Here is a 26,572-nt window from a genome sequence, read left to right as displayed (position 1 = left end):
AGTATTACTTGTTGTTGCGGCCTTCGAGCAGGCCGGCGATCAGCTTCGGCGCACTGGACTTCAGAGCTTCACCACGGCCTGACAGGCTCGGATTGGTCATGAAATACTGCTGCGCATTGAACGGTTCTTCGCCCCTGCGCACTTCCATGCGTCGCGACGTACCGTCGGGCAATATCTCGTAGCTTTGTTGATTGTCAATCACGTTGCCGAGCATAATCTGTGACAAGACCTGCTCGTGAACGGTCGGATTCGTCAACGGAACCATGGTTTCGACGCGGCGATCGAGGTTTCTCGGCATCATGTCGGCCGAGCCGATGTAAACCAGCGCCTTGTCGGACGGCAGGCCGTGGCCGTTGCCGAAGCAGAAGATGCGGCTGTGTTCGAGGAAGCGGCCGACGATCGACTTGACGCGGATCTTTTCCGAAAGGCCGGGCACCTGCGGACGCAGGCAGCAGATGCCGCGCACGACGAGATCGATCTCGACGCCGGCATGGCTGGCGCGATAGAGCGCGTCGATGATGTCGGGATCGACAAGCGAATTCATCTTCATCCAGATCGCCGCCGGCGCGCCGTTCCTTACATGCTGGACCTCTTCCTCGATGTGACGCAGGATGCGCGAGCGCATCGTATAGGGCGAGATCGCGAGCTGCATGCCCTGTTCCGGCTCGCCGTAGCCGGTGATGAAGTTGAAGATGTTCGCCATGTCGTGGGCGATGACCGGATTGCAGGTGAAGTAGGAAAGATCGGTATAGATCTTCGCGGTGATCGGGTGATAGTTGCCGGTGCCGAGATGGCAATAGGTGCGCAGCTTGCCTTCCTCGCGGCGGACGACCATCGACATCTTGGCGTGCGTCTTGAGCTCGATGAAGCCGAAGACGACCTGCACGCCGGCGCGCTCGAGGTCACGCGCCCAGCGGATGTTCGCCTCCTCGTCGAAGCGGGCCTTGAGCTCGACCAGCGCCGTCACCGACTTGCCGGCTTCGGCGGCGTCGATCAGGGCGCGGACGATCGGGCTGTCGTTGGAGGTGCGGTAAAGCGTCTGCTTTATCGCCAGGACGTCAGGATCGCGCGCAGCCTGGAGAAGAAACTGGACCACCACGTCGAAAGATTCGTAGGGGTGATGGACGACCATGTCCTTTTCGCGGATGGCGGCGAAGCAATCGCCGGCATGCTCACGGACGCGCTCGGGAAATCGCGCATTGTAGGAAGGAAATCTGAGATCCTCGCGCGGCGCCTTGGTGATCTCGGACAAGGTGTTCAACGCCAGAAGGCCCGGCAAAACGGCGACGCGATTATCAGGGATATTGAGCGCCTGAACGACGAACTGACGCAGCGAGGCCGGCATTTCCGAATCGGTCTCGATGCGGATGACCTTGCCGCGGCGGCGGCGTTTCAGCGCCGTTTCGAAGAAGCGGACGAGATCCTCGGCCTCTTCCTCGACTTCGATATCGCTGTCGCGAATGACGCGGAACGTACCGGAACCCTGCACCTCGTAACCCGGGTAGAGCCGATGGATGAAGATATTGGCGACATCTTCCAACGTGATGTAGCGGATCGTGTTTCCATCATCCGGCAGGCGGACGAAGCGGTCGAGCGCCACCGGCAGGCGCAGCAGCGCCGTCATCGGCTCGCGGCCGTTCTTGCTGACGAGCTGCAGACCGATCGAGAAGCCGAGATTCGGAATGAAGGGGAACGGATGGGCCGGATCGATCGACAGCGGCGTCAGCACCGGGAAGATCGCCTGTTCGAATTCGGCGGCCAGCCACTGGCGGTCGCCATCGCTCAAGGCGCCGGGGCGCACGATCAGGATGTCTTCCTTGGCGAGATATTGTTGCAGCACGGCGAGCGAGGCCTGCTGCTCCATCTGCAGATGGTCGATCTCCTGCAGGATCGAATCGAGCTGCTCGGCCGGCGTCTTGCCGTCGGGGCTGCGCACGGCGATATTCTGGCGTACCTGGCCCTCGAGGCCGGCGACGCGCACCATGAAGAATTCGTCGAGGTTGGCGGCCGAGATCGACAGGAAGCGGACGCGCTCGAGCAACGGGTGCTCGGTATTCAGCGTCTCTTCCAGGACACGGCGGTTGAACTGCAACCAGGAGAATTCACGGTTGATGAAGCGCTCGGGGCTGGTGAGCAGCTGTTCCAGCGAGGGGGTGTTGTCGTTGGTTCCCGGAGTGAGTTCCTGATGTTCTGCGACTGCACTATCCATGGTCCGCTTACCCCGTTTTCAATCGCCGAAGGCAATTATATCAGTTTCACGACGGAACTGTGACAGTCAATCGGCCGGTTCCGAATTTCCCAATTCATTCAATACTTCGGCAGCAAGAGACCGGGTGATTTTCGTGCCCCGCGACAGGGCCAGCCGGTCAAGCCTTTCGACGATCGTCTGGGCCGCATTCAGCGACCGCTCCATCCGGTTCACGATATAGAGCACGAGTTTGTCATCTATATAAAGCTGCCGGTCGGCGAAGAGCTTGACGATCACCTGCGACAACAGCGCCTCATCGGGTTCGCCGATCTCGACGACGGTTGCCGCTTTCAGGCGCGAGCGCAGATCGGGCAGCAAAACCGGCCACGACATCGGCCAGAGACGGCTGGTGATCAACAGGCTGGTGCCGTTTTCGCGCACGCTGTTGATGACGTGGAACAGCGCCTTGTCATCGAAGCCGAGGCGGTCGGCGTCCTCGAACAGCACCGGGCCGGCGGCGGCGGCAACCGCGGCATCCGAGCCAAGCTCGGGATGGATGTGGACGGCGCCGCTCAATTCCCGCCAGATGCGGGCGAGATGCGATTTTCCCGAGCCGACGGGGCCGGCGAGCACGACGACCGGCGATGGCCATGCCGGCCAGGCATCGACGATCGAAACGGCGGCGGCAAGACGCTCCGAGATCAGGAGGTCGTCGCGGCCGCTTGCGGCATCATGCGAAAAGACCAGCGGCAGCTGCTCTCCGGCCTTGCGCTTCGGATCAGCGTTCTTCACGTCATTCATTGGGAACTGATTTCATCTTCCGGGCGCGGGCGCTCGGCGCCCCGCCAAAATAAAGATCGCTCTGAAGGTAGCGTGAAAGCGCGAAACGGACAAGGACGCCGACGGCCGCCGCCGCCGGCACGGCGACCAGAAGCCCGACGAAACCGAAGAGCGCGCCGAAGGCAAAGAGCGCAAACATCAGCCAGACCGGATGCAGGCCGACGCTGGAGCCGACGAGCTTCGGCTGCAGGATATTGCCTTCCAGGAACTGGCCGCTGAAGAAGACGACGAGCACCAGGCCGATCCAGGGATAATCCGGCCAGAACTGCACGAGCGCCACGCCGACGGACAAAACCAGACCGACCAGCGAGCCGACATAGGGGATGAAGCTGATCATGCCGGCGAAGAGGCCGATCAGCAGGCCGAAATTCAGGCCGACGAGAGAGAGGCCGGCGGCATAATAGATGCCGAGGATCAGGCAGAGCGAGCCCTGGCCGCGGATGAAACCGGCGATCGCCTGGTCGATTTCCCTGGCGATCTGGCGGACATCGCTGACATAATCGCGCGGGATCCACTGATCGACTTTGGAGACCATGCGATCCCAATCGAGCAGGATATAGAAGGCGACGACGGGGGTTACCACGAGCAGCGATATGACGTCGACGATCGCCTTGCCGGAATTCCAGATCTGCGCGAAGAGCCCGGTCAGGAAGCCCATACCTTCGGAGAGGATGCCGGAGAAATTGTCCTTGATCGTGCCGGCCTGGCTCCTGATCCATTCCGGCAGCAGCGAGTTCTTCGAATTGTCGATGAACTGCTGCAACTGGCTGATATAACCGGGCAGCCGCTCGGCGAAATCGTTGAACTGGCTGACGAGCACGGGAATGAGGATCATCAGCGCCAGTGTGAAGATGATGATGAAGGCAATCAGGATGACGATCGTCGCCATCATGCGGCTCAGGCCCAGCCGCTGTAGCCTGTCTGCCACAGGATCGAGGAAATAGGCGATCGCCATGCCGGCCACGAAGGGCAGCAGGATCGAACTGAAGATATACAAAAAGACGATAAAGAAGACGAGCACCGCCAGCCAGAAGAAAATCTGACGCTTGAGACTGTTGCCGCTGACTTGCTGTGGCATTGCTTCCCCGCTGATCGCTCGCCGCCGCCTGACCGCATCCGATCCGAAGCGGCCATTCAGCACATAGGATGCAGGCGCAAAGATGGTCAACCCTGTCGCGCCAAATCCCGGAAAGGTCGGAAGAAGACGCGGGAAATTGGGGGCTTTCGCCATGCAACGCTTGCATAAAAGCCCCTGTCATGCAATTGCGACCGGCAGATGACGCGGCACGTTTGCCGCCTGAAATAGCCATCGGAGACCAGCATGAGCCAGTCTGGGAAAAACGGCCTGACATATAGCGATGCGGGCGTCGACATCGATGCCGGCAACCTCCTCGTCGAGAAGATCAAGCCGGCGGTGCGCTCGACCCGCCGTCCCGGCGCCGATGGCGAGATCGGCGGCTTCGGCGGGCTTTTCGATCTCAAGGCGGCAGGCTTTACCGATCCTGTTCTCGTCGCCGCCAATGACGGCGTCGGCACCAAGCTGAAGATCGCGATCGATGCCGACTATCACGACACGGTCGGCATCGACCTCGTCGCCATGTGCGTCAACGATCTCGTGGTGCAGGGCGCCGAGCCGCTGTTCTTCCTCGATTATTTCGCGACCGGCAAGCTCGACCCCGACCAGGGCGCGGCCATCGTCGGCGGCATTGCCGCCGGCTGCCGCGAGGCCGGCTGCGCGCTGATCGGCGGCGAGACGGCCGAAATGCCCGGCATGTATTCTTCCGGCGATTACGATCTCGCCGGCTTTGCCGTCGGTGCTGCCGAACGCGGTAAGCTGCTGCCCTCCGGCGATATTGCCGAGGGTGACGTGATCCTCGGCCTCGCCTCCTCCGGCGTCCATTCCAACGGATTCTCGCTGGTGCGCAAGATCGTTTCGCTCTCCGGCCTCGGCTGGGATGCGCCGGCGCCGTTCGCCGAAGACAAGAAGCTCGGCGAAGCCCTGCTCGAGCCGACGCGCATCTATGTGAAGCCGCTTCTGAAGGCGATCCGCGAGACCGGCGCCATCAAGGCGCTGGCGCACATCACCGGCGGCGGCTTCCCGGAAAATATTCCGCGCGTGCTGCCGAAGCATCTGGCGGCCGAGATCGATCTTGCCGCCGTCAAGGTGCCACCGGTCTTCTCGTGGCTCGCCAAGACGGGCGGCGTCGAAGCCAAGGAAATGCTGCGCACCTTCAACTGCGGCATCGGTATGATCGTCGTCGTCGCCGGCGAGAATGTCGCGGCGGTTTCCGCGGCACTCGAAGCCGAGGGCGAGACGGTTATCACGCTCGGCCGCATGATCGCCCGCGACGGGGGCGCGGCCGGCACGGTCTACAAGGGCACGCTTGCCATATGAGCTCGCCGCGCAAACGCGCCGTCGTCTTCATATCAGGCAGCGGCTCCAACATGATGGCGCTGGTTGCGGCGGCAAAGGCAGCCGACTACCCGGCCGAGATCGTCGGGGTGATCTCCGACAAGATGGATGCCGGCGGGCTTGCCAAGGCCGCAGCCGAAGGCATCGCCACCTTCGCTTTTCCCCGCAAGGACTACGCCAGCAAGGATGCGCATGAAGCGGCGATCTTTTCGGCGCTCGACGAGCTTAAACCCGACATTCTCTGTCTGGCAGGCTATATGCGGCTGCTGACACCGACCTTCATCCAGCGTTACGAAGGCCGGATGCTCAACATCCACCCTTCCCTGCTTCCGCTGTTTCCCGGCCTGCATACGCATCAGCGTGCGATCGACGCCGGCATGCGGATCGCCGGCTGCACGGTGCATTTCGTCACCGAAGGCATGGATGAGGGGCCGGTGATCGGCCAGGCCGCCGTCCCGGTTCTTTCCGGCGACACGGCCGAAAGCCTTGCCGCACGTGTGCTCACCGTCGAACACCAGATCTATCCGCAGGCACTGCGGCTCTTTGCCGAAGGCCGAGTGACGATGGAAGGCGGCAGGGCCGTCGGCGCCGAAGCTTCGACCGTTGCGCCCAAGGCCCAACTGATTTCGCTGATCGGCGACCGCGCTTAGGCCGCCAGCGCCCGCAACGGATGCAGCGTGCCGTCGCTGTAGACGAAGCGGCCGGCGCGGAAGGTGGCGCGGATGCGGTGGACATCGCCCGGCTCGACCACGACCAGATCGGCGCGCTGGCCGATAGCGATCTCGCCACGATCCAGGAGGCCGGCGGAACGGGCCGCGTTGCCGGTCGCCATGGCAACGGCGGCTGGCAAGCCGCCTTCCACCATATCGGCAAGCTTGAAGATGCCGGGCACGAAGGCAGCCGGATGATAGTCGGCGGCGATGACGCTCAGCAGGCCTGCCCTTGCAGCATCGAGCGCGCTGAGATTGCCTGACATCGACTGACCGCGCAGGGCGTTGGGGGCTCCCATCAGCGTCCAGAGGCCGCGGCGACGCGCCTCTTCTGCGGCGGGTGCGGTGACTGGAAACTCGCTGATGGTGACGCCGAGATCGTGCATTTCGGCGACCTTTTCGACGCTGTCATCGTCATGCGAAGCGAGCGACAGCTTGTGCTTCAGCGACAGCGCGACAATTTCTTTCAGCTTGGCTTCGATGTCGGGATTGTTGCGCATGGCGATGCGCTTGGCAACGATCTCCGCCGCCATTTCCTCGGAGACGGCACGGCGCTCGGAAATGCTGAGGATGTAGCTCTGCAGGTTGTTGTACTGGCCCTGGCCCGGCGTGTGGTCGGTGAGCGAAACCATGTCGATCTGATCGGCATTCAGCAGGCGCTCGAGTGCCGCGGCTGCACCGACATTGGTGATTTCGTAGCGGGCGTGGACACGGTGGTCGACCAGCAGATCGTCACGCAGGCGGTTAATGCCTTCGATCACCGCCGATGTCGTCTCCAGCGAGCGGACGTGGCCGTAGACGCTTTCGGTCGCAAAGGAGACGGCGGCAAACGCCGTGGTGACACCGGCAGCGGCTAGCTTCTTGTCGAGTTCGTGGATGCCGAAATCGATCGGCATCGTCGCGTTCGGCCGCGGGGCGATCTCGCGCTCGATCATGTCGCCGTGGAGATCGACGAATCCGGGCATCAGCAGCCGCCCGCCACCATCGATGGCAGCACCGGCGACCGGCTCCGGCCTGATCTCGGCGATGACGCCACCCTCAACACGCACGGAACCTTCACTCACCACCTCGTTTGGGAGAACGAGGGTGAAATTGCTGAGCCACATGGGCTTTCTCCTGACCACATCCGATGATTGGTAAACTGCAGCGCATAGAACTGCTTCGTGACAACTGCATGAAGAACTTCCAAACTTCTTACTCTTTCCGTTCCTGCTTTGCCATACATGACCAATCAGTTGACCAAGTTTTGGCGCGACATTACATTAGAGAGCGCCGTGCGTCCTTTCGGACGCACAAAGGACGCTCTAACTTTTTGAATCTACGCATCGTGCTTTCCGAAAATCGATTCCGATTTTCGGGCCGATGCGCTAGAGACAAAGTGGACGGTGGCTATGACGATCAAAGTGAAAGTGGCAGAGGCAAAAACGCATCTCTCGGAGCTTCTGACAAAGGTGGAAGCAGGCGAAGATGTGGTGATATCACGCGGCAACAACGCGGTAGCCCGCATGATCAAGATCGATGACCGTCGCCAGAGGCTCGACGCCATCCGTGCACTCCGCAGCGAACGGGCAGAACGCGCCGGAGCGACCGCGGCTGAAATTCAAGCCTGGCGGCGCGAAGGCCAGCGCTGATGCCGTTCGTGGTTGATGCTTCGGTTGCGGCGGCTTGGTTGCTTGCCGATGAGGAAAGCCGGACTGCCGAAGAAGCCCTGTCTTTTCTCGAAACGGAAGATGCCTTGGTGCCCGATCTTTTCTGGCATGAGATACGCAACATCCTGTTGACCGCGGAACGGCGGAAACGCATCTCCAACGAGGATGTGCTCGCTTGCCTCATGCGACTCACCAGCCTGCCGCTGCGCACTGTCTCAAGCGAAGACCATCTTCCGATCTTGCGACTTGCCGGAAAATATCAGCTATCGGCCTATGACGCCGCTTATCTGGCGCTTGCGGTCGCAGAGAACGTATCGCTTGCGACGCTGGACGCCAGACTGGAACGTGCCGCGTCAGCGGAAAATCTCGCCTTCGCTCGGGGTTAGGAAAGCTTCCCCCTGTTCAACAGCGCCCATTGCAGAAGCATGATCGTCTTGGCGTCGAAGATTTCGCCGGTTTCGATCATCGCCGCCGCCTCGTCGAGCGGGATCTCGAGGACTTCGATATCCTCGTGCTCCTCGTCCAGGCCGCCGCCTTCGGCCACGCGATCGGCGGTGTCGATGAGGGTTGCGAAGAAATGCACGACTTCGGTGACGGCACCCGGCGAAGTATAGGATTTGAACAGGAAGCGCGCATCGCGCAGGCGATAGCCGGTCTCCTCCATCGCCTCGCGACGGATCGCTGCTTCCGGATGGTCGTCGTCGAGAAGGCCGGCCGGCACCTCGATCATCCAGGCGGGATCGCCGTTGAGATGAACGGCGAGGCGGAACTGGCGGACGAGAACGACGAGGTCGCGCTTCGGATCATAAAGCAGGATGCAGGCGGCCGGCGTGCGGTGATAGACTTCCCGCTTCAACCGCTGGGTTGCGCCCTTGCGGTCGATATAGTCGAGAAGGTAGCTGCTCAGCCGCGTCCACCCGTTCGACAGGGTTTCCTCGCCGGCGATCTTCACGCGTGATTTCGGCTGCATCATGCTGCGTCCCTGCGAAGCCAGACCTTATTGTCGTGCACGGCCGCCCCGCCATAGGGCGCGACCGGGTCGGCGCCGGTCAAGACGTTGATGCCCTCGCCGTCGACATGCGCCTTGTTCGGCCAAAGCCCCTCGGCAATCAGCACGCCTGATTTCACTTCGGTGGTGATGCGGGCGTGGATGCGCAGATCGCCGCGGCTGTTGCCGATGCGGACAAGATCGCCGTGGGCGATGCCGTTGGCTTCGGCGTCGGCCGGGTTGATCATCACCTCGGGGCGGCCTTCTTTCTGGCGTGAGGTCTTGGTCTCGGAGAAGCTCGAATTCAGGAAGTTGCGCGCCGGCGACGTGGCGAGGCGGAAGGGATGCTCGATATCGGCGACTTCGATGACATCGACCTGATCGGGGAAGGCCGGTAGCGCGGCGTGCGGACCAAGCGCGCCGATCGCCGCCGGTGGCTTGTTCGGCGCCGGCTGATTGATCCAATCGGGGCGGAAATGGAACTTGCCATCCGGATGGGCAAAGCCGTTCAGGTAATGCGCTTCCTCGAAAGCAGGCTGGCGATCGAACCATTTGTGTTCGAGGAAATGGTCGTAATCCGGCAGGCCGCTCGATTCGAGGATGCGGTCGACCATCTCCCGGGCGGTGAAGCCGAAGCCGGGGCGATCGGCGACGCCGAGGCGTCTGGCCAGTTCCTCGATGACGAAGAGATTGGTGCGCACGGTTGGCGGCGGCTCGACCAGCTTCGGCCCCAGCAGGATATGGTTCTGGCCGCCGGCGCGGTAGATGTCGTCGTGCTCGACGAACATCGTCGCCGGGATGACGATATCGGCGATCTCGGCCGTTTCGGTCATGAACTGCTCATGCACGGCGACGAAGAGGTCGTTGCGGGCAAAGCCGCGTCTGACGAGGCGCTGCTCGGGGGCGATGTTGGCGGGATTGGTGTTCTGGATCAGCATTGCTGTGACCGGGCCGCGGTGGCGTAGCGCCACGGCATCGCCGGTCAGCACGCGGCCGATCTGCGACTGATCGAGCATGCGGATATCGGCATCCTTCATCGACCGGCCGGTCAGTTCGGCGCTGTTCATGCGGAAGATGTCGCTGTTCGAATGGAAGGCGCCGCCGCCCTCATATTGCCAGGAGCCGAGAACGGTGGCGATCGAGGCGGCCGCATGCATGGCGACGGCGCCGTTGCGCTGGCGGGTGAAGCCATAGCCCAGGCGGAAGAAGGTCTTCTTCGTCGTGCCGACAAGGCGGGCGAAGGCTTCGATTTCCTCGACCGAAAGGCCGGTGATATCTGCCGCCCATTGCGGCGTCTTCGTCTTCAAATGCGCTTCGAGACCGGAGGGATCGTCGGCGAACTTCGCCATGTATTCACGGTCGGCATAGCCGTCGCGGAAGGCGATGTGCATCACGGCACAGGCGAGCGCTGCATCGGTACCGGGCCTGACGATCAACGCCATATCGGCCTGCTTCATCGTCGGGTTGTCGTAGATGTCGATGACGACGATCTTGGCGCCGCGCTCCTTGCGCGACTTGATGGCGTGGGTCATCACGTTGACCTGGGTCGACACCGCGTTGGTGCCCCAGATGACGACGCAATCGGTGCGGCCCATCTCGCGCGGATCGGGACCGCGCAACGTGCCGGTCGCCATGGTGAAGCCGGTCCAGGCGGGGTTGGTGCAGATCGAGGAGAAGAAGCCGGAGTAACGCTTGGCATGACGCAGGCGATCGATGGAATCGCGCTGCACCCAGCCCATGGTGCCGGCGTAAAAATAGGGCCAGATCGTCTCGCTGCCGGCCCTTGCCTCGGCCTTCACAAAGGCTTCGGCGATCTCATCCAGCGCATCGTCCCAGGAAATCTGCTGCCACTGCCCTGCCCCCTTGGCGCCGGTGCGGCGCAACGGATGCATCAGGCGGTCGGGATGGTAGAGCCGCTCGGCATAACGGGCGACTTTGGCGCAGATGACGCCCGATGTGTAGGAATGGTCGCCCGCGCCGCGCACACGGCCGATGCGGCCATCCTCCGATATATCGACCTCCAGCGCGCAGGTAGAGGGACAGTCATGCGGACAGGCCGTGTGGCCTACCCTGTTGTCCGGCTTTTCTGATTTGGCGTGGATGGGGGTCGCAATGTTCATGGCATTTGTATATTCCAAGGCTTGCACGGCCAAAAGCCACAAAAATTTCCCATGACGCGAATTCATACGGACATCAGCGAAAATGAACTATCGCCACATCTATCACGCGGGCAACTTTGCCGATGTGCTGAAACATGTCGTGCTGACGCGGCTGATCCGTTACATGCAGAAAAAAGACGGCGGGTTCCGCGTGCTCGACACGCATGCCGGCATCGGCCTCTATGACCTCTCCTTAGAAGAAGCGCAGAAAACCGGCGAATGGCTCGATGGCATCGGCAAGCTGATGGAGGCAGACCTCGGCCCTCAGGTTTCCGAACTGCTGGAGCCCTACCTCTCGGCAATCCGCGAACTCAACCCTGAGGGCGGCATCCGTTTCTATCCCGGCTCGCCGAAACTAGCGCGCATGCTGTTCCGGCCGCAGGACAGGCTGTCGGCGATGGAACTGCATCCCGAGGACTACGTCAGGCTGCACCGGCTTTTCGAGGGCGATCACCACGCCCGCATCACCGAGCTTGACGGCTGGCTGGCGCTCGGCGCGCATCTGCCGCCGAAGGAGAAGCGCGGCATCGTGCTGGTCGATCCGCCCTTCGAGGAAGAGGACGAATATCAGCGCCTGGCCGAGGGGCTGGAAAAGGCCTATCGGCGCTTTCCCGGTGGCACCTATTGCCTGTGGTATCCGCTGAAGAAGGGCGCGCCGATCAAGGAATTCCACGAGACCCTGCAGGCGCTCGACATCCCGAAGATGCTCTGCGCCGAACTTGCCGTTCGCAGCGACCGCGGCATTACGGGACTGACGGGCTCAGGCCTCGTCATCGTCAACCCGCCGTTCACGCTGAAGGACGAGTTGCACCAATTGCTACCCGCATTGAAGGACCATCTGGCGCAAGACCGTTTCGCCTCGCACCGTGCCTTCTGGCTGCGCGGCGAGAACAAGGCGGTCAAGGACGATTGACCAGCTAAGCGCCTTCAGGAATAGTCCGCGCGCAGTCCAATATCTCATCAGGTGTCCCATGAAGCTCCTTTGTTCGCCCGCCTCGCCCTATTCCAACAAGGTGCGGATGGCCGCGCATTTTCTGGGCCTGGAGTTGAACGCCATCCGGGTCGACACCAATACCGGACCGGCGATCCTGGTGGACAACAATCCGCTCGGCAAGATCCCGACGCTTCTGACCGATGACGAGGTCTCGATATACGACAGCGTGGCGATCATGCATTATTTCGACCGGTTAACGAAGGGCGGGCTCTACCCTTCCAAGAAGGGCAAGCGTACGGATGCGGAAATCCTCGAGGCGCTCTGCGACGGCATCTGCGATTGCCTGCTGGCGATCGTCTATGAGCGGCGCTTCCGCGACGAGGAAAAGGTTCACCAGCCGTGGATCGACCGGCAATGGAAGAAGGCGACGAGCGGGCTCGCGCATCTCAGCGCCAATCCGCCGAAAACAGGCAAGAAGCTCAATGGCGGACATTTCGCGCTGGCCGCAACGCTCGATTATCTCGAGCTGCGCTTCCAGGACCAGTGGGAAGCCGATCATGCGCCGCTGATCGACTGGCAGCGGCAGTTCGACAAGAAATTCCCTGCCCACAGCGAGCTCAAGTCTGAGGGTTGAGCTCCCGGAAACAACGGGCAGACAGCAAAAAAGCCGGGCAAGGTGCCCGGCTTTTCCATGTTCGGATATTCGACCAGCTTAGAACTTGACGCCGATACCGAGCTTGACGCTGTTCTCGTCGTAACCGCGCGAGAAGCTGCCGGAGTCGAGGTCGTAGTCCTTGCTCTGGTAGTCGGTGTAGCGATATTCGAGGCGCGTCGTGATGTTGTTGGTCACGAAGGCTTCGACGCCGGCGCCGACCGTATAGCCGAAGTTCGTCTTGCTTTCGTCCGAAGTGTCGTCGGAAACCTTGACGTCGCCGATGGCAAGACCGGCCGTGCCGTAGAGCAGGAAGGGGTTCATGTCGTAGCCGACGCGGCCACGGACGGAGCCATTCCAGCCATACTTGTTCTTGACGCCGCCCGAGGAGACGTCGTCGCCGCTGTAGCCAAGATCGGATTCAACGCCGTAAACGATCTGGCCGGCCTGCCAGTTGTAGCCGGTGAAGACCTGGCCGCCGAAACCGTAGGTGTGACGGTCGGAACCGAAGTCACCCATGTTGTAGGTGCCGGCGCCGCCGAGGTAGAAGCCTTCCCAGTTGCCTGCCGGCTTGACTGGAGCGTCCTGGGCGACCGGTGCTTCCGGAACCTGGTCGACGGCATCGGCCGCCTGAGCTGCCGAGACGCCCGCAATTGCAAAAACGGAGGCCATGAGGCCAGCAATGAGTACACGCATACTTAGTCTCCTTTCAGTCCCGCGCCGCTTGTCATCTGTCTATCAGTGAAGCATTGGCGGGATATTGCCAGATGTCCCTTCCGGATCGAGACTGAAATTGGAACTCAAATGCGGATTTGAAAGAGCCAAATTGTGATATCATTGTGGCTGCCGCATGGCTGAAATTCGATGTTGCTTTGGGGCAACATACACTTCATTAACCCTACTGAAGTGTTAAACTGAAAATACTTATTTTAAGAAATCGCATTCTTAAATAATACATAGAATATCCGGCTCCCGGACGCAACCACAACGGCCTATTTATATAATCTCCGCTGGCCCCTATATAGTCTGCAGACAGACTCGCGGGATCAGAAGGCAAGATTTTGAACCACAAAAGACTTCGCTCGGCTCTTATAACAGGGGCTGCTAAAAGAATAGGCCGGGCAATCGCCGAAGACCTTGCTGCAAATGGCTTTTCCGTTGCGATCCACGCGAACGGCTCCATCGGTGAGGCTGAAGAGCTGGTGGCGGAATTGCGGCGAAAGGGACAAAGGGCGATCGCGCTGCAGGCCGACCTCACCGATATTGGCGAAACGGCAGAGCTCATTGCAAAGGCGTCGGAAGCGCTCGGGCCGCTCGATCTGCTCGTCAATAATGCGTCGGTCTTCCAGCATGATTCAGCGCGTAGTTTCAATGCCGCCACATGGGCATTGCACTTCGACCTGCATGTACGGGCACCCTCTATCCTTGCGGCGGCCTTCGCGCAGCAGATGCCCACTGAGGCGGCGGGCCTGATCGTCAATATCATCGACCAGCGGGTTTGGGCGCTGAGGCCCAGCTTCTATTCCTATACCCTCTCCAAATCCGCGCTGTGGACGGCGACGCAGACGCTTGCACAGGCATTGGCGCCACGCATCCGCGTCAATGCCATCGGCCCCGGCCCCTCGATGCCGAGCGAGCGGCAGGCGATAGAGGACTTCCAAGCGCAGGTATCAGCCCTTATCTTGCAGCGAGGGCCGGCGCTGGAGGAATTCGGACAAACGATTCGCTTCCTTTACGACACGCCCTCGATCACCGGCCAGATGATTGCCCTCGACGGCGGCCAGCACCTCGCCTGGCAGACGCCCGATGTGGCGGAGATTACGGAATGAACGGACGAAAGCTGCCGGATGGCGGCGTTCTCTACGACGACACGGATGAGAGCGAAGACGATATCGAAGTGGAAGGCGACGCTTCCGTCGCCGTGCCGCTTGCGGCTGCGGTCGACTGGAATGCGGGCAGCCTCAATGAAACCGGGCTCCTCGGTGCGGAACTGATCGGCGAATTCGTCAAGCGGCTGCCGAACAGCCCCGGCGTCTACCGGATGTTCAATACCGAGGGCGACGTGCTCTATGTCGGCAAGGCGCGTAGCCTGAAGAAGCGCGTCAACAATTACGCCGTCGGCCGCGTGCATTCCAACCGCATCGCCCAGATGGTGCGCCAGACGGCGAATATGGAATTCGTGACGACGCGCACGGAAACCGAAGCACTGCTGCTGGAAGCGAATCTGATCAAGCGCTTGCGGCCGCGCTTTAATGTGCTTTTGCGCGACGACAAGTCCTTTCCCTATATCCTCATCACCGGCGACCACCGGGCGCCGGCGATCTTCAAGCATCGCGGTGCGAGAGCGAGGAAGGGCGACTATTTCGGACCCTTCGCTTCGGCCGGCGCGGTCGGGCGGACGATCAATTCGCTGCAGCGCGCCTTCCTGATCCGCACCTGCACCGACAGCGTCTTCGAAACGCGCACCCGACCCTGCCTGCTCTACCAGATCAAGCGCTGTTCCGGGCCGTGCACCCACGAGGTCAGTGATGGGGGTTACGCCGAACTGGTGCAGGAGGCGAAGGACTTCCTCTCCGGCAAAAGCCAGAAGGTGAAGTCGCATATGGCCGAAGCGATGAACCAGGCGGCCGAGGACCTCGACTTCGAGCGGGCGGCGATCTATCGCGATCGCCTGGCCGCACTGTCGCATGTGCAGAGCCACCAGGGCATCAATCCGGCCGGCGTCGAGGAGGCTGACGTTTTCGCCATCCATCACGAGGGCGGCATCTCCTGCATCCAGGTGTTTTTCTTCCGCACCGGCCAGAACTGGGGCAACCGCGCCTATTTCCCGAAGGCCGATCCGCAGCTTTCGAGTGCCGAAGTGCTGAATTCCTTTCTCGCGCAGTTCTACGACGACAAGCCGGTGCCGAAGCAGATCATGCTGTCGCAGACGGTCGAGGAGCTGGAGCTGCTCGCCGCAGCACTCAGCGAAAAGGCCGGCCACAAGGTTTCCATCCTGGTGCCGCAGCGCGGCGAGAAGCGGGATCTGGTCGACCATGTCGTCGGCAATGCACGCGAGGCGCATGGACGAAAGCTTGCCGAAACGGCGTCGCAGTCGCGGCTGCTAGAGGGTTTCAAGGAGACGTTCGGGCTTGCCTATGCACCGCAGCGCATCGAGATCTACGACAACTCGCATATCATGGGCACCAATGCCGTCGGCGGCATGGTAGTCGCGGGGCCGGAAGGTTTCGTCAAGAACCAGTACCGCAAGTTCAACATCAAATCGACCGACATCACGCCCGGCGATGACTTCGGCATGATGAAGGAGGTGATGACGCGGCGGTTCTCGCGACTGATCAAGGAGGAAGGCATTCCTGACCGGACGGCGCAGGTGGCCACTCCTGATGCAGCCGACATGCCCTTCCCCACCTGGCCCGATGTGATCCTCATCGACGGCGGCCAGGGGCAGATGACGGCGGTGCGCGCCATCCTTGCCGAACTCGGCATCACCGACAGCGTGACGGCGATCGGTATCGCCAAGGGCGTCGATCGCGATGCCGGGCGCGAACGCTTTTTCCCGCCGGGACGCGAGAGCTTCACTCTGCCGCCGCGCGATCCGGTGCTCTACTTCGTCCAGCGCATGCGCGATGAGGCGCATCGTTTCGCGATCGGTTCGCACCGAGCGCGGCGCAAGAAGGAAATGATCAAGAACCCGCTCGACGAGATCGGCGGCATCGGCCCGTCGCGCAAACGCGCGCTGCTCCAGCATTTCGGTACGGCGAAGGCGGTTTCGCGCGCCGCCCTGTCCGACCTGATGGCGGTCGAAGGCATATCGGAAGCCGTCGCCAGACAGGTCTATAACCATTTCCACGACGACGCCGCGAAATAACCGGCGTCCGTCGCAAATTCCACGCAAAGGCGGTGAAAAGACAGAAAGAATGTTGACGGTCCGCAGCCAAAGCCGTCATCTACCGCATCGGCCCGAGCATGATGCGGAGGTTCTAAAGTGTTACAGTGTCCTTGGCTCGTCTGAAAAGGCGCGGGGCGCTGTAGCGGTGCATCAATTCAGAGAAACGATCCCATGGCATCGCGTGCGTACAGCATTCCCAATCTTCTGACCTACGGCCGCATCCTCGCCGTACCGCTGATCGTTCTCTGCTTCTTCATCGAGGGCAGGCTGTCGATCAGCAATACGGCGCGTTGGGTAGCGCTGTGGATCTTCGTCATCGCCTCGCTCACCGATTTCCTCGACGGTTATCTCGCGCGCATCTGGAACCAGACGTCGAATATCGGCCGCATGCTCGATCCGATTGCCGACAAGCTGCTGGTCGCCTCGATCCTTCTCCTGGTCGCGGCCGACCAGACGATCGCCGGCTGGTCGATCTGGGCGGCGATCACCATTCTCTGCCGCGAGATCCTGGTGTCGGGACTGCGCGAATATCTGGCGGCGCTGAAGGTCAGCGTACCAGTGACGCGGATCGCCAAGTGGAAGACGACACTGCAGCTCGTCGCCATCGCCTTCCTGCTCGCCGGCCCGGCCGGCGACGAGATTTTCCCCTATACGACGCAGACCGGCATTGCGCTGCTGTGGATCGCGGCGCTGCTGACCATCTATACCGGCTATGATTATTTCCGCGCCGGGGTGAAACATATCGTGGATGACGAGGAATGACGCGGCTTGTCTATTTCGCCTGGGTGCGCGAGCGCATCGGCAAGGGCGAGGAGGAGATCGACCTCCCCTCCTCCGTCGTCACCGTCGCCGATCTGCTGAATCATTTGAAGACGCTGGGCGAAGAATATGAGACCGCACTTCAATATCCCGACGTGATCCGCGTGGCGCTCGACATGGAGCATGTCGAGCATGACGAACCGATATCAGGCGCGAAAGAGATCGGTATATTTCCGCCGATGACGGGGGGATGATTGGGATGAGGTCGGGCGCGGCATATTCCTCTCCCTTCTCCCCAGCGGGGAGAAGGTGGCCCGAAGGGTCGGATGAGGGGGCCGCTGCCACTGGGGCTGCCCTTCGCTTGCGCTCAGTGCGTTCGCGGCCTTCGCCGCTCACCCCCCTCATCTGTCCTTCGGACATCTTCTCCCCGCTGGGGAGAAGGGGGAGGTCGCATTGACCATCACCCCCACCATCCGCGTCCAGCATGAGGATTTCGACCTGCAGGCCGAGGTCGATCTGCTCTCCAAGGGCAAACCCGGCATCGGCGCCGTCGTCACTTTTTCCGGCCTCTGCCGCGATGAAGGCGGGACGCTGGCTGCCCTCGAACTCGAGCATTATCCCGGCATGGCCGAAACGGAGATGCGACGCATCGGCGATCTTGCCATCGCCCGTTTCGGACTTCTCGGGCTGACCGCCATCCACCGTTACGGAAAGATCACCGCCGGCGAGAATATCGTGCTCGTCGTCGCAGCCGCGCCGCACCGGCAGGCGGCGTTCGACGGCGCCAATTTCGTCATGGACTTCCTGAAGACGGCAGCCCCCTTCTGGAAGAAGGAGCACGCCAGGGATGGCGCCATCGGCGACTGGGTCGCGGCGAAAGACGCCGACGACGCAGCCCGCGACAAGTGGAAATAAGTTAGAGCACCACGCGCTCCCGGCGACTCATGACCAAGAGCAGGACGAGCAGCGAGAAGACGACCAGATCGCGCCAGACGAAGGGGCCGTAGGCGCCCCACATGGTTTCAACGACGGCAAGCCCGGCAGCGCCGCCTGCTGAGCGCAGCGGATCGGAATAGCCGCCGACGGCTGCGATCAGCAGCACCTTCAGCCCGAACATCAGGCCGGCGCCGAAGTCCATCGAGCCGTAATAGAAGGTCGCGAGGATGCCGCAGATCGTGGCGACGAGGGCTGCGGCTCCATAGGCGACAAGAAAGACGCGATTGGCGCTGGTGCCGCAGAGTTCGGCCGCCAGCGGGTCATCGGTGACGGCGCGCCAGACGCGGCCCCAGGCCGTGCGTCTGAGGATCAGCGTACCCACTGCGACGATGGCACACATCAGTGCGGTGTCGATCAACTGGATATGGGTGAGCGTCACCTTGAACGGGCCGTCGCTCCAGAAGACGACCGTGTCGTTCAGGAACGGCGGCAGCCAGATGGCGCGGGTATTGGCGGCAAGCCGGGCGGTCTCCATCAGCACGATCATGATGCCGAGAGCGGCGACGATGACCGTATTCGGCGATTTGCTGACCAGCGGCAGCATGATCGAGCGGCCGATCCATAGGCCCGCCGCCAGCGAATAGACGATCGAAGCGCAGGCGCCGACGGCAAGGGCGGCCGGCAGCACCAACCAGAAGCGGTTGAAAGCGAGTTCGGTGAAGAGCAGCAGGATCTGGCCCGCGAAGGCAAAGATCGCCCCATAGGTGATATCGGCCCGCTTCGTCACGCCGAAGGCGACGGCATAACCGAAGGCAAGCGCGGCATAGAGGGCGGCCAGCGGAACCGCATTCGCCAGCTGCTGCAGAAGATAGGCCATTCCTGACACTCCGCGTCACCAAAATTATAACTGGTAAAACCTATTTCGCCAGTTATAATTTATCATGAGCTTTTCCTGGACCCCTCACCGCTTTGCCGGCGGCGCACTGGCGCTCGATGTCGCAAACAGCGTCGTTCTGCGCCACGATGCAACGCGGCGGATCGACCGCTTCGCGGTCAGGGATCAGATGCGGAGCTTTCCGCGCGCCGCGGCCGAATTCTGCGCCGAACGTGCCCTCTTCGGCGACATCGCACCCGTGGCGGCGGAAAACGAAGCGGATTTCATCGCGCTGCGAGAAGAGATCGACCTCTATTTCCGCAAGCGTATACTGAATGGCGGCGATGACCAATTGCTCGCCAGCCTGCTGGAGGCGCTAGCGAAGGCGTTGCGCGACACGAGCCCCAGCAGCCTGGCCGCGGCGACCGCCCATTCGGTGTTGCGGCTGATCGCCATGCCTGATCCCCAGCGCATGAAGATCTGCGGCAATTGCGGCTGGCTGTTCATCGACCGCAGCAAGAACAGGAGCCGGGCCTGGTGCGACATGGCGGTCTGCGGCAACCGCGCCAAGGCGAACCGGCACTATCGCCGCAAGAAGGAGGAGACGCCATGAGGAAATATATGATCGCGATGGTCGCAGCAGCGGCCCTTCTGCTTTCCGCTTGCCAGCGCCAGGCTGAAAACCTGGTCGAGGTCACCGGCCATCTCTTCGTCTTCAACTATCGGGTGGCGAGCGCCACCTATCTGCTGACGCTGAAGAAGACGGGGCCCATCCCGGACGGTTCGGTCATCATCGCCGAATTCGAAAATCCTGAAGGAGGCGATCCGCTGGTGCTGAACCAGAAGATCTATCCGATCGACGACAAGATCGCGCTGCAGAGCGAAAACCTGCACTGCGTGCGCAAGGATCGTCCCTATTCCGTGAGTGTCCGGCTGGTCGACAAGGACGGCAAGGTGCTGCAGGAATTGAAGACGCAGTTCCGATCTGACCTCGACCAGACCGTCCTGCCGAGCAAGCCGCTCGTCATCGGCGCGCTTTATGACAAGAACCCGGAGGTCTTCAAGCCTGACGGCAGCGTCGATTTCTCGAATACCGACAAATGCCCGGCATAGAGAAATGCATGGAAAAAGCCGGAGCGAGGCCCCGGCTTTCGAGAGTCAATTCAAGGCATTGCCGGCGAATGCCGAAGCGTGGCCTCAGCCGACGATTTCGGTGTCGGAGAACCAGTACTTGATTTCCTGGGCAGCCGTTTCCGGAGCATCCGAGCCGTGAACGGAATTTTCGCCGATCGACAGCGCATGAACCTTGCGGATGGTGCCTTCGTCAGCGTTTGCCGGGTTGGTCGCGCCCATGATCTCGCGGTTCTTGAGGATCGCGCCTTCGCCTTCCAGCACCTGGACGATGGTCGGGCCGGAGGTCATGCCTTCGACCAGTTCGCCGAAGAAGGGACGGTCCTTGTGAACGGCGTAGAAGCCTTCGGCTTCGCGACGGCTCATCCAGACGCGCTTGGAAGCGACGACGCGCAGGCCGGCATCTTCGAGCATCTTGGTGATGGCGCCCGTCAGGTTGCGCTTCGTTGCGTCCGGCTTGATCATCGAGAAGGTGCGTTCAATCGCCATAGTCAAATCCTCTGTTTTCTCGGGAAAAGTGGGCGGTCTTTACCCGCCCCAACGCCCGAAAACAAGAGGTAGGCGGCAATTTCACGCCGCTGTCACAGTCCTGCCGCGGCTTTGGTGAAGATCGAGGCAGCGTTCGAACCAGGCCATGACGGGATCGTCGGCGGCTAGCATGGCAAGACCGGCGGACACACGCAGCCATTGCAGCGCGCCGAAGACGATATAGTCGGCAAAGAGCGGTGTCTGCCCGCCGATGAAGGGCTGGAACTTCAGCATGTGGCGGAGCGGCTCCAGCTTGGCGCCGAAGGAAGCCTTCTCCGCTTCGCTGTCGGCGGCAACCACTTCCAGCGGCTTGCCCAGACGAACCTCCCGACTTTCGCGGAAATAGGCCTTATCTCCCTCGTCGAGGTTCGCATGAATGTCGAGAAGGGCGATGCGCATGATCGCCGGATGGATGATCATCTGCGAATAGCCTTCCACCATCCGCGACAGCGCCTTGCCGCCCTCGCCGCCAAACAGTGACGGCCGCTCAGGATAGGCCTCCTCCAGATAAAGGGCGATGTCGAAACTGTCGGGGATCAGCCGGCCGTTGTCGTCGAGCACCGGCACGGTCGGCGAGACGCCGCCGCCGATCGCGCGGATGCGGGCGTAGGTCGTCGGAATCTCCTCGAAATCGAGCCCCTTATGCGCCAGCGCCATCACCGCCTTCCAGCAATGGGGCGAAAAGAAGCGCCGCTCATCGGCGCCGCAAAGGGAATAGAGGGCTCTGGTCATAACAGTCCTTTCGAGATCGCAGCTCCTTCCATTCCACGACAGAAAGCGGCTGCAATCAAATCAGGAAATTTCATGGGCGCATCACTGCGATTTGCGGGGAAACCAGGCTAGACTGCTGCGACGATCAGGGGAACCGGATGCTCAGACATTACAGGATGTTCGCCGCCTATAACCGCTGGGCCAATACTCAGGTCTACGCGGCCGCGGCCGAACTCAGCGACGCAGACTTCCGCAGCGACCGTGGCGCCTTCTTCGGCTCGCTGCATCGCACGCTCAATCATCTGCTCGTCGCCGACCGAATATGGATGAAGCGCTTCACCGGCGCCGGCGAAGCGCCGACGACACTCGATGCCGTGCTCTTCGAAGAGCTGGACACGCTGGCCGCCGCCCGCAAGGCAGAAGACGAGCGGATCATTGCCTGGACGGACATGCTGGATGAGGCAACGCTTGCTGCCAACTTCACCTATGTCACGGTGGTACAGCCGGTGGAGATCACCCAGCCGCTGGCATCGGCGCTCGCGCATTTCTTCAACCACCAGACCCATCATCGCGGCCAGTGCCATATGACGCTGACGGGGCTCGGCAAGCCGAGCCTCACGCTTGATCTCATCTACTTCCTGCGCAGCGAGGGCCGGGAGTGGATGTGAGGCCCGTTCCAAATTAAAAAGTTAGAACATGATGTTGTAGCGCGCAAAATCAGATGACAATTCGCGCAAGATCAAATGGCAACAGAAACCAGCTCAGTCGGATGAGGCGTTTGCCTTCAACCAATCCAGCCAGTCGTGCAGCGGTTTCAACTCGCGTTGGTCGCCGGCTATGGTTCTCAACTGCTGCTCAAAGCGAAGGATGAATGGGGCCAATTTGATAAGATTCTTCTTTTGAGTTGGGTCGTTGATCGCATCACGAAGAGCGTTTGCAGCACTATTTCCGACGTCTGTCCTTTTAAGCCCCTCTGCAGCAAAGACCGTTGTGAACCAAGACGCCGTGATAGATCCCGTTACAAGGCCGACGGCCGCTGAAGGCAGTTGGTAGGTCCCTACTCTCTATTCATCTCCTCACGCCAAATGAAAAAACTTAGGAGCGGATTTTCGAGTATGAACTCCCTTTTAGCTTTATCCTTGCGCAATTCTCGCCAGGACCTCGTGGCAAGATAACTCCACAGGCTGAATGGCATCAAGGCAACGATAAAAAACCAAAGTACCTTATATAGATACAGATAAATTCCATGCGTATTTTCTACCCCGCCATTTAACAGCTGCACAGCATATGCTCCCGCGAAGCAGAAGAAGAAAGCTACCAGACAGATAAGATTTACGCGTTTTGTCACTTGGTCCTCCGAAGAAATTGCACTCAAGCATGCGGCGTCCGCTCTATCCACATCTGCACTACGCCCCCGACCGCACGACGGCCTCTATCCAGCGGGCGATATAATCACCTCCATGACCTTTTTGCTATGCCCTCCGCCGGCGACCGAATATGTGCAGTCGACCACTTCAATGTAGAACTTCGAGAAGGTTTCAAAGACACCTTGAACCGCATTCAAAGACAGAATGAACCGGCCTCGAATTCGGCTGAGGACGTCCGCCAGCTCCGCGAAATCATCCCTGCTGAAGACAGCTCGGCCGTAGTCGTCCTCATTTCCCCAATACGGCGGGTCGAGATAGAACAGCGTGCCGGGCCGATCGTAGCGCTCGATGAAGCGCCGCCAGGGCAAGTTCTCGATAACGACACCAGCCATCCGACGTGGATCTTCGCCGAAACATGCTCGTCGGTCAGTCGCGTGATTTCGATTTCATAGCGACCGTGCGTCGGCAGCTGGAATGTGTACTGCCGGAAAAAGCCTTCCGCCTTCTCGAGATGAAGCCAAGCCCTGTCAATCAAGGCGTTCACCGCCAGTTCCCATGTTCTGGCATCAAGACTGAATTAACCGCCTTTGCCGGTTCTGCCGCCAATCCACGGGTTCCCCGTCGAAATTCAGCCTCTCTTAAAAGCTTGCAGGCATAGCGTGATGTGAGAGATGAGGCCGGGCCGCGAGGGATCGTCATGCAGAATGCAAGCGCAAACGCACTGGTGCCGCGCGAGGCGGCACGCCCGGCGCCGATGGCGGATATTCAGAAGATCGCCCAGCACATGGCGCGCCTGAACGTCGCGGCACTACCGCGCAATTACGAACTCTTTCACGAGGCGATCGTCGGGCTCAATGCCGGCCTTGCGCAGGATATCGCCGCACTCGGGCCGCAGCCGCAGCAGCCGATGCTCGACGAACTCGGCCTGAAATACCGCCTCGTCGGCCATTGCGGGCTGGCGGGCGAGACCTCACGGAACGAGGCGAGCCGGATGCTACGCGACGTGGCGGAAAGGCTTGCCGAAGGGCTGAAGCACAAGAACGCCTTTGCGCGCGCCTGCGGCACGATCCTGAAATCCGTTTCAGGCCATGACGATCAGAGCCTTGCCGCCTTCCTCAGCGAGATCGACTACCTCACTGCCTCGCTTTCGACCGTTCTTGCAGCGGAGATGGAAATCGGCGCGAAGCTGCAGGACGATATCAAGACGCTGGAAACGCTGGAGCGCGGCATTTCGGCGATGCAATCGGCCGCGATCGCCGACAGGATCACCGGACTTCCGAACCGCATCGCGCTGAACCGGACGATCGCCGATCTCTACAAGCGCGAAGAAGGTGCCGCCGGCAGCGCGCTGATCATGGTCGATATCGACAATTTCACCGATCTCAACGACAAATACGGCACCCAGGCCGGCAACAAACTCCTGAAGAAGCTCGCCGGCCTGTTCAGCAAGTCGGTCAAGAAAAACGATTTCGTCGCCCGCACAGAGGCTGACGAATTCGCCCTGTTGTTTTCCAATGTCGGAATGCAGGATGCGATGACGATTGCCGAACGCCTGCGCGCCTCCGTCGAAGACAATCTGGTCTTTGCGACATCCGACAAGGCCGATCCCGGCAGGCTCACCATCTCGATCGGCGTGGCGCTCAGCACCGACGCGGCAACGCCGGGACAATTGCAGGCCAATGCCCGCGTGGCGCTTCTCGCCGCGCAGTCGAACCCCCGACAGCCGGTGCAAGCTTTCGGCCGCTGAGGCGGCGGACAAGCAAGCTTGGGCGGACAAGCAAGCTTGCCGCGAAAAGAAGCGCTCTTGCCTTGGCGAGCGCTTTCGGCCAAAACGCCGGCCATGATCACGCTCACCGATATTTCCGCCCGCATCGCCGGGCGCCTGCTTCTCGACAATGCCAGCGTTTCGCTGCCTTCAGGCACGAAGGCAGGGCTCGTCGGGCGCAACGGCGCCGGCAAGTCCACGCTTTTTCGCGTCATCACCGGCGATCTCGGCTCGGAGAGCGGATCTGTGTCGATCCCGAAGGCCGCACGCATCGGCCAGGTGGCGCAGGAAGCGCCCGCAACCGAGGACGCCCTGATCGAGATCGTGCTTGCCGCGGACAAGGAACGCACCGCCCTCGTTGCCGAGGCGGAAACGGCAACCGATCCGCACCGCATTGCCGAAATCCAGATGCGCCTTATCGATATCGACGCGCATTCGGCCGAAGCGCGCGCGGCGAGCATTCTTGCCGGCCTCGGCTTCGACAAGGCGGCGCAGGCCCGCCCCGCCTCCTCCTTCTCCGGCGGCTGGCGCATGCGCGTTGCCCTTGCCGCCGTGCTGTTTTCCGAGCCGGATCTGCTTCTGCTCGACGAGCCGACCAACTATCTCGACCTCGAAGGCACGCTGTGGCTGGAAGATTATGTCAGGCGTTATCCGCACACCGTCATCATCATCAGCCACGATCGCGACCTGTTGAACAACGCGGTCAATGCGATCGTCCATCTCGACCAGAAGAAGCTCACCTTCTATCGCGGCGGCTATGACCAGTTCGAGCGGCAGAAGGCGGAAGCCGACGAGTTGCAGACCAAGGCCAAGGCCAAGAACGACGCGGCACGCAAACATCTGCAGGGCTTCATCGATCGCTTCAAGGCCAAGGCTTCCAAGGCCCGGCAGGCGCAATCGCGCGTCAAGGCGCTCGAGCGCATGGGAACGGTCGCGGCGGTGATCGAGGACCACGTACAGCCGATCACTTTTCCCGAGCCGGAAAAGCAGCCGGCCTCGCCGATCGTCGCGATCCAGAGCGGCGCCGTCGGCTATGAGCCCGGCAATCCGATCCTGAAGAACCTCAATCTTCGCATCGACAATGACGACCGCATCGCCCTGCTCGGCTCGAACGGCAACGGCAAATCGACCTTCGCCAAATTCATCTCCGGCCGGCTGGCGCCGGAGAGCGGTGAAGTGAAGATCGCGCCGAGCCTGAGGATCGGCTTCTTCGCGCAGCACCAGCTCGACGACCTCATCCCCGAGCAATCGGCGGTGGAGCATGTGCGCCGGTTGATGCCGGGCGCGCCGGAAGCCAAGGTGCGCGCCCGCGTCGCCCAGATGGGGCTTGCGACCGAGAAGATGGCGACGGCCGCCAAGGATCTCTCCGGCGGCGAAAAAGCCCGATTACTGATGGGGCTTGCCGCCTTCAATGCGCCCAATCTGCTGATCCTCGACGAGCCGACCAACCACCTCGACATCGACAGCCGCCGCGCGCTGATCGAGGCGCTGAACGACTACGAAGGCGCCGTCATCCTGATCTCGCATGACCGTCACCTGATCGAGGCGACGGTCGATCGGTTGTGGCTGGTCAATGGCGGCACGGTGACGACCTTCGAAGGCGATATGGACGAATACCGCGACCTCATCGTCACTTCCGGTAAAAAAAAAGAAGAAAAGCCGCAGCTAGTTGAAGACGCGACGTCGAAGGCCGACCAGCGCAAGCTCAATGCCGAACGTCGCGCCTCGCTGACGCCGCTCAGGAAAAAGATCAACGAAATCGAATCCTTGACGGCGAAGCTGGAGAAACAGATTCAGGCGCTTGACGCGGAACTTGCGGATCCGGCCCTTTATGAGAAGACGCCCGCCAAGGCCGCCGAGAAGGCAAAGCAGCGCGGCGAAGCTGCGGCGAAACTCGCTGCCGCCGAGGAAGACTGGCTGATGCTGTCTGCCGAATACGAAGAAGCGATGGCGGGATAGCCACAGGGTGACGCTGAAATTCAAGAAGACCGAGGTGCCCAACACCGTCGTCGCCTCGGCCGATTTCGTGACATCCGCTAGCGCATCGGCGCGTCTGAAGAGACGCGCGGCGCGGTAAGG

27 protein-coding genes are annotated in these 26,572 nt (G+C 61.3%); 16 read left to right on the top strand and 11 right to left on the bottom strand.

Annotated features, from left to right (window positions below; all coding sequences use genetic code 11):
• Nucleotides 1–4: 4 nt before the first annotated feature.
• The 3 genes from B5P46_RS10950 to B5P46_RS10940 all read right to left on the bottom strand — a co-directional run bounded on the left by B5P46_RS10950 (nt 5) and on the right by B5P46_RS10940 (nt 4,106).
• The gene (locus B5P46_RS10950; RefSeq protein ID WP_129418666.1) at nt 5–2,209 is read right to left on the bottom strand and encodes an RNA degradosome polyphosphate kinase; all 2,205 of its coding nucleotides are present in this window, start codon (nt 2,207–2,209) and stop codon (nt 5–7) included.
• Between the two features lie 66 nt (nt 2,210–2,275).
• Complete coding sequence (gene hdaA / locus B5P46_RS10945) at nt 2,276–2,989, bottom strand: DnaA regulatory inactivator HdaA (RefSeq protein ID WP_129418665.1); 714 nt, start codon at nt 2,987–2,989, stop codon at nt 2,276–2,278.
• On the bottom strand, nt 2,982–4,106 hold the full coding sequence (locus B5P46_RS10940; protein WP_129418664.1) for an AI-2E family transporter: 1,125 nt from the start codon (nt 4,104–4,106) through the stop codon (nt 2,982–2,984). Before B5P46_RS10940 ends, hdaA begins: the two co-directional genes overlap by 8 nt.
• Nucleotides 4,107–4,349: 243 nt before the next feature.
• Here B5P46_RS10940 and purM point away from each other — a divergent pair, with 243 nt between their 5' ends.
• Together purM and purN are read left to right on the top strand one after the other, a co-directional pair.
• The gene (gene purM, locus B5P46_RS10935) at nt 4,350–5,423 is read left to right on the top strand and encodes a phosphoribosylformylglycinamidine cyclo-ligase (RefSeq protein ID WP_129418663.1); all 1,074 of its coding nucleotides are present in this window, start codon (nt 4,350–4,352) and stop codon (nt 5,421–5,423) included.
• A complete protein-coding gene (gene purN / locus B5P46_RS10930) occupies nt 5,420–6,091 on the top strand; it encodes a phosphoribosylglycinamide formyltransferase (RefSeq protein ID WP_129418662.1) in 672 nt (223 codons plus the stop codon). The genes purM and purN overlap by 4 nt, the downstream gene beginning before the upstream one ends.
• On the opposite strand, the gene B5P46_RS10925 is transcribed toward purN, so the two are convergent.
• Entirely contained in the window at nt 6,088–7,257 is a 1,170-nt protein-coding gene (locus B5P46_RS10925) for an alpha-D-ribose 1-methylphosphonate 5-triphosphate diphosphatase (protein WP_129418661.1), read from the bottom strand. The genes purN and B5P46_RS10925 overlap by 4 nt on opposite strands.
• Nucleotides 7,258–7,542: 285 nt before the next feature.
• Here B5P46_RS10925 and B5P46_RS10920 point away from each other — a divergent pair, with 285 nt between their 5' ends.
• Together B5P46_RS10920 and B5P46_RS10915 are read left to right on the top strand one after the other, a co-directional pair.
• Nucleotides 7,543–7,782, top strand: a complete 240-nt coding sequence (locus B5P46_RS10920; RefSeq protein WP_017959842.1) for a type II toxin-antitoxin system Phd/YefM family antitoxin — start codon at nt 7,543–7,545, stop codon at nt 7,780–7,782.
• A complete protein-coding gene (locus tag B5P46_RS10915; RefSeq protein ID WP_129418660.1) occupies nt 7,782–8,186 on the top strand; it encodes a type II toxin-antitoxin system VapC family toxin in 405 nt (134 codons plus the stop codon). Before B5P46_RS10920 ends, B5P46_RS10915 begins: the two co-directional genes overlap by 1 nt.
• Here the strand turns inward: B5P46_RS10915 and B5P46_RS10910 are convergent.
• Together B5P46_RS10910 and B5P46_RS10905 are read right to left on the bottom strand one after the other, a co-directional pair.
• Nucleotides 8,183–8,773 carry an NUDIX domain-containing protein gene (locus B5P46_RS10910; protein ID WP_129418659.1) on the bottom strand — a complete coding sequence of 197 codons (591 nt, stop codon included), beginning with the start codon at nt 8,771–8,773 and terminating at the stop codon, nt 8,183–8,185. The genes B5P46_RS10915 and B5P46_RS10910 overlap by 4 nt on opposite strands.
• Nucleotides 8,770–10,974, bottom strand: coding sequence for a molybdopterin oxidoreductase family protein (locus B5P46_RS10905; RefSeq protein WP_129418658.1), 2,205 nt, complete (start codon nt 10,972–10,974; stop codon nt 8,770–8,772). Before B5P46_RS10905 ends, B5P46_RS10910 begins: the two co-directional genes overlap by 4 nt.
• A 16-nt stretch (nt 10,975–10,990) precedes the next feature.
• Between B5P46_RS10905 and B5P46_RS10900 the strand changes: the two genes are divergently transcribed.
• The gene (locus tag B5P46_RS10900; RefSeq protein ID WP_129418657.1) at nt 10,991–11,860 is read left to right on the top strand and encodes a 23S rRNA (adenine(2030)-N(6))-methyltransferase RlmJ; all 870 of its coding nucleotides are present in this window, start codon (nt 10,991–10,993) and stop codon (nt 11,858–11,860) included.
• Between the two features lie 58 nt (nt 11,861–11,918).
• Nucleotides 11,919–12,515 (top strand): glutathione S-transferase, encoded by a 597-nt coding sequence (locus B5P46_RS10895; protein WP_129418656.1) that lies wholly within the window; start codon nt 11,919–11,921, stop codon nt 12,513–12,515.
• 78 nt (nt 12,516–12,593) lie between these two features.
• Here the strand turns inward: B5P46_RS10895 and B5P46_RS10890 are convergent, their stop codons facing one another.
• Nucleotides 12,594–13,229 (bottom strand): outer membrane protein, encoded by a 636-nt coding sequence (locus B5P46_RS10890; protein WP_025570209.1) that lies wholly within the window; start codon nt 13,227–13,229, stop codon nt 12,594–12,596.
• Between the two features lie 365 nt (nt 13,230–13,594).
• Here B5P46_RS10890 and B5P46_RS10885 point away from each other — a divergent pair, with 365 nt between their 5' ends.
• The 5 genes from B5P46_RS10885 (at nt 13,595) to B5P46_RS10860 (ending at nt 18,096) form a co-directional block, all read left to right on the top strand.
• A complete protein-coding gene (locus B5P46_RS10885; RefSeq protein ID WP_129418655.1) occupies nt 13,595–14,362 on the top strand; it encodes an SDR family oxidoreductase in 768 nt (255 codons plus the stop codon).
• Entirely contained in the window at nt 14,359–16,401 is a 2,043-nt protein-coding gene (gene uvrC, locus B5P46_RS10880; RefSeq protein WP_129418654.1) for an excinuclease ABC subunit UvrC, read from the top strand. Before B5P46_RS10885 ends, uvrC begins: the two co-directional genes overlap by 4 nt.
• A 192-nt stretch (nt 16,402–16,593) precedes the next feature.
• On the top strand, nt 16,594–17,184 hold the full coding sequence (pgsA, locus tag B5P46_RS10875) for a CDP-diacylglycerol--glycerol-3-phosphate 3-phosphatidyltransferase (RefSeq protein ID WP_003547103.1): 591 nt from the start codon (nt 16,594–16,596) through the stop codon (nt 17,182–17,184).
• Nucleotides 17,181–17,435, top strand: coding sequence for a molybdopterin converting factor subunit 1 (gene moaD / locus B5P46_RS10870; RefSeq protein ID WP_012756855.1), 255 nt, complete (start codon nt 17,181–17,183; stop codon nt 17,433–17,435). Before pgsA ends, moaD begins: the two co-directional genes overlap by 4 nt.
• A gap of 199 nt (nt 17,436–17,634) precedes the next feature.
• Entirely contained in the window at nt 17,635–18,096 is a 462-nt protein-coding gene (locus B5P46_RS10860; RefSeq protein WP_129418652.1) for a molybdenum cofactor biosynthesis protein MoaE, read from the top strand.
• A 1-nt stretch (nt 18,097) separates the two neighbouring features.
• Here B5P46_RS10860 and B5P46_RS10855 read toward each other — a convergent pair whose 3' ends face one another.
• Entirely contained in the window at nt 18,098–18,994 is an 897-nt protein-coding gene (locus B5P46_RS10855; protein ID WP_129418651.1) for a branched-chain amino acid ABC transporter permease, read from the bottom strand.
• Between the two features lie 64 nt (nt 18,995–19,058).
• On the opposite strand from B5P46_RS10855, the gene B5P46_RS10850 reads away from it, so the two are divergent.
• Together B5P46_RS10850 and B5P46_RS10845 are read left to right on the top strand one after the other, a co-directional pair.
• Nucleotides 19,059–19,604, top strand: a complete 546-nt coding sequence (locus B5P46_RS10850) for a CGNR zinc finger domain-containing protein (protein WP_129418650.1) — start codon at nt 19,059–19,061, stop codon at nt 19,602–19,604.
• The gene (locus B5P46_RS10845) at nt 19,601–20,104 is read left to right on the top strand and encodes a hypothetical protein (protein ID WP_129418649.1); all 504 of its coding nucleotides are present in this window, start codon (nt 19,601–19,603) and stop codon (nt 20,102–20,104) included. The genes B5P46_RS10850 and B5P46_RS10845 overlap by 4 nt, the downstream gene beginning before the upstream one ends.
• Nucleotides 20,105–20,188: 84 nt before the next feature.
• Here B5P46_RS10845 and ndk read toward each other — a convergent pair whose 3' ends face one another.
• Nucleotides 20,189–20,611 (bottom strand): nucleoside-diphosphate kinase, encoded by a 423-nt coding sequence (gene ndk / locus B5P46_RS10840; RefSeq protein ID WP_003547097.1) that lies wholly within the window; start codon nt 20,609–20,611, stop codon nt 20,189–20,191.
• Nucleotides 20,612–20,692: 81 nt separating this feature from the next.
• Nucleotides 20,693–21,382 carry a glutathione S-transferase family protein gene (locus tag B5P46_RS10835; RefSeq protein WP_129418648.1) on the bottom strand — a complete coding sequence of 230 codons (690 nt, stop codon included), beginning with the start codon at nt 21,380–21,382 and terminating at the stop codon, nt 20,693–20,695.
• Nucleotides 21,383–21,519: 137 nt separating this feature from the next.
• Between B5P46_RS10835 and B5P46_RS10830 the strand changes: the two genes are divergently transcribed.
• Nucleotides 21,520–22,029, top strand: coding sequence for a DinB family protein (locus tag B5P46_RS10830; protein ID WP_129418647.1), 510 nt, complete (start codon nt 21,520–21,522; stop codon nt 22,027–22,029).
• 764 nt (nt 22,030–22,793) lie between these two features.
• Here B5P46_RS10830 and B5P46_RS10820 read toward each other — a convergent pair.
• Nucleotides 22,794–23,120: a DNA adenine methylase gene (locus B5P46_RS10820; protein WP_348639845.1), complete on the bottom strand. Its 327-nt coding sequence runs from the start codon at nt 23,118–23,120 to the stop codon at nt 22,794–22,796.
• Between the two features lie 305 nt (nt 23,121–23,425).
• Between B5P46_RS10820 and B5P46_RS10815 the strand changes: the two genes are divergently transcribed.
• Both B5P46_RS10815 and B5P46_RS10810 read left to right on the top strand, forming a co-directional pair.
• On the top strand, nt 23,426–24,475 hold the full coding sequence (locus tag B5P46_RS10815; protein ID WP_129418645.1) for a GGDEF domain-containing protein: 1,050 nt from the start codon (nt 23,426–23,428) through the stop codon (nt 24,473–24,475).
• 93 nt (nt 24,476–24,568) lie between these two features.
• Nucleotides 24,569–26,452, top strand: a complete 1,884-nt coding sequence (locus tag B5P46_RS10810; RefSeq protein WP_129418644.1) for an ABC-F family ATP-binding cassette domain-containing protein — start codon at nt 24,569–24,571, stop codon at nt 26,450–26,452.
• Nucleotides 26,453–26,572 lie beyond the last annotated feature (120 nt).

It is taken from the genome of Rhizobium leguminosarum, assembly GCF_004123835.1.
Taxonomy (GTDB): domain Bacteria; phylum Pseudomonadota; class Alphaproteobacteria; order Rhizobiales; family Rhizobiaceae; genus Rhizobium; species Rhizobium leguminosarum_M.
Note: the sequence above shows the minus strand (reverse complement) of the source record. Positions and strands in the feature narration are given on the sequence as shown.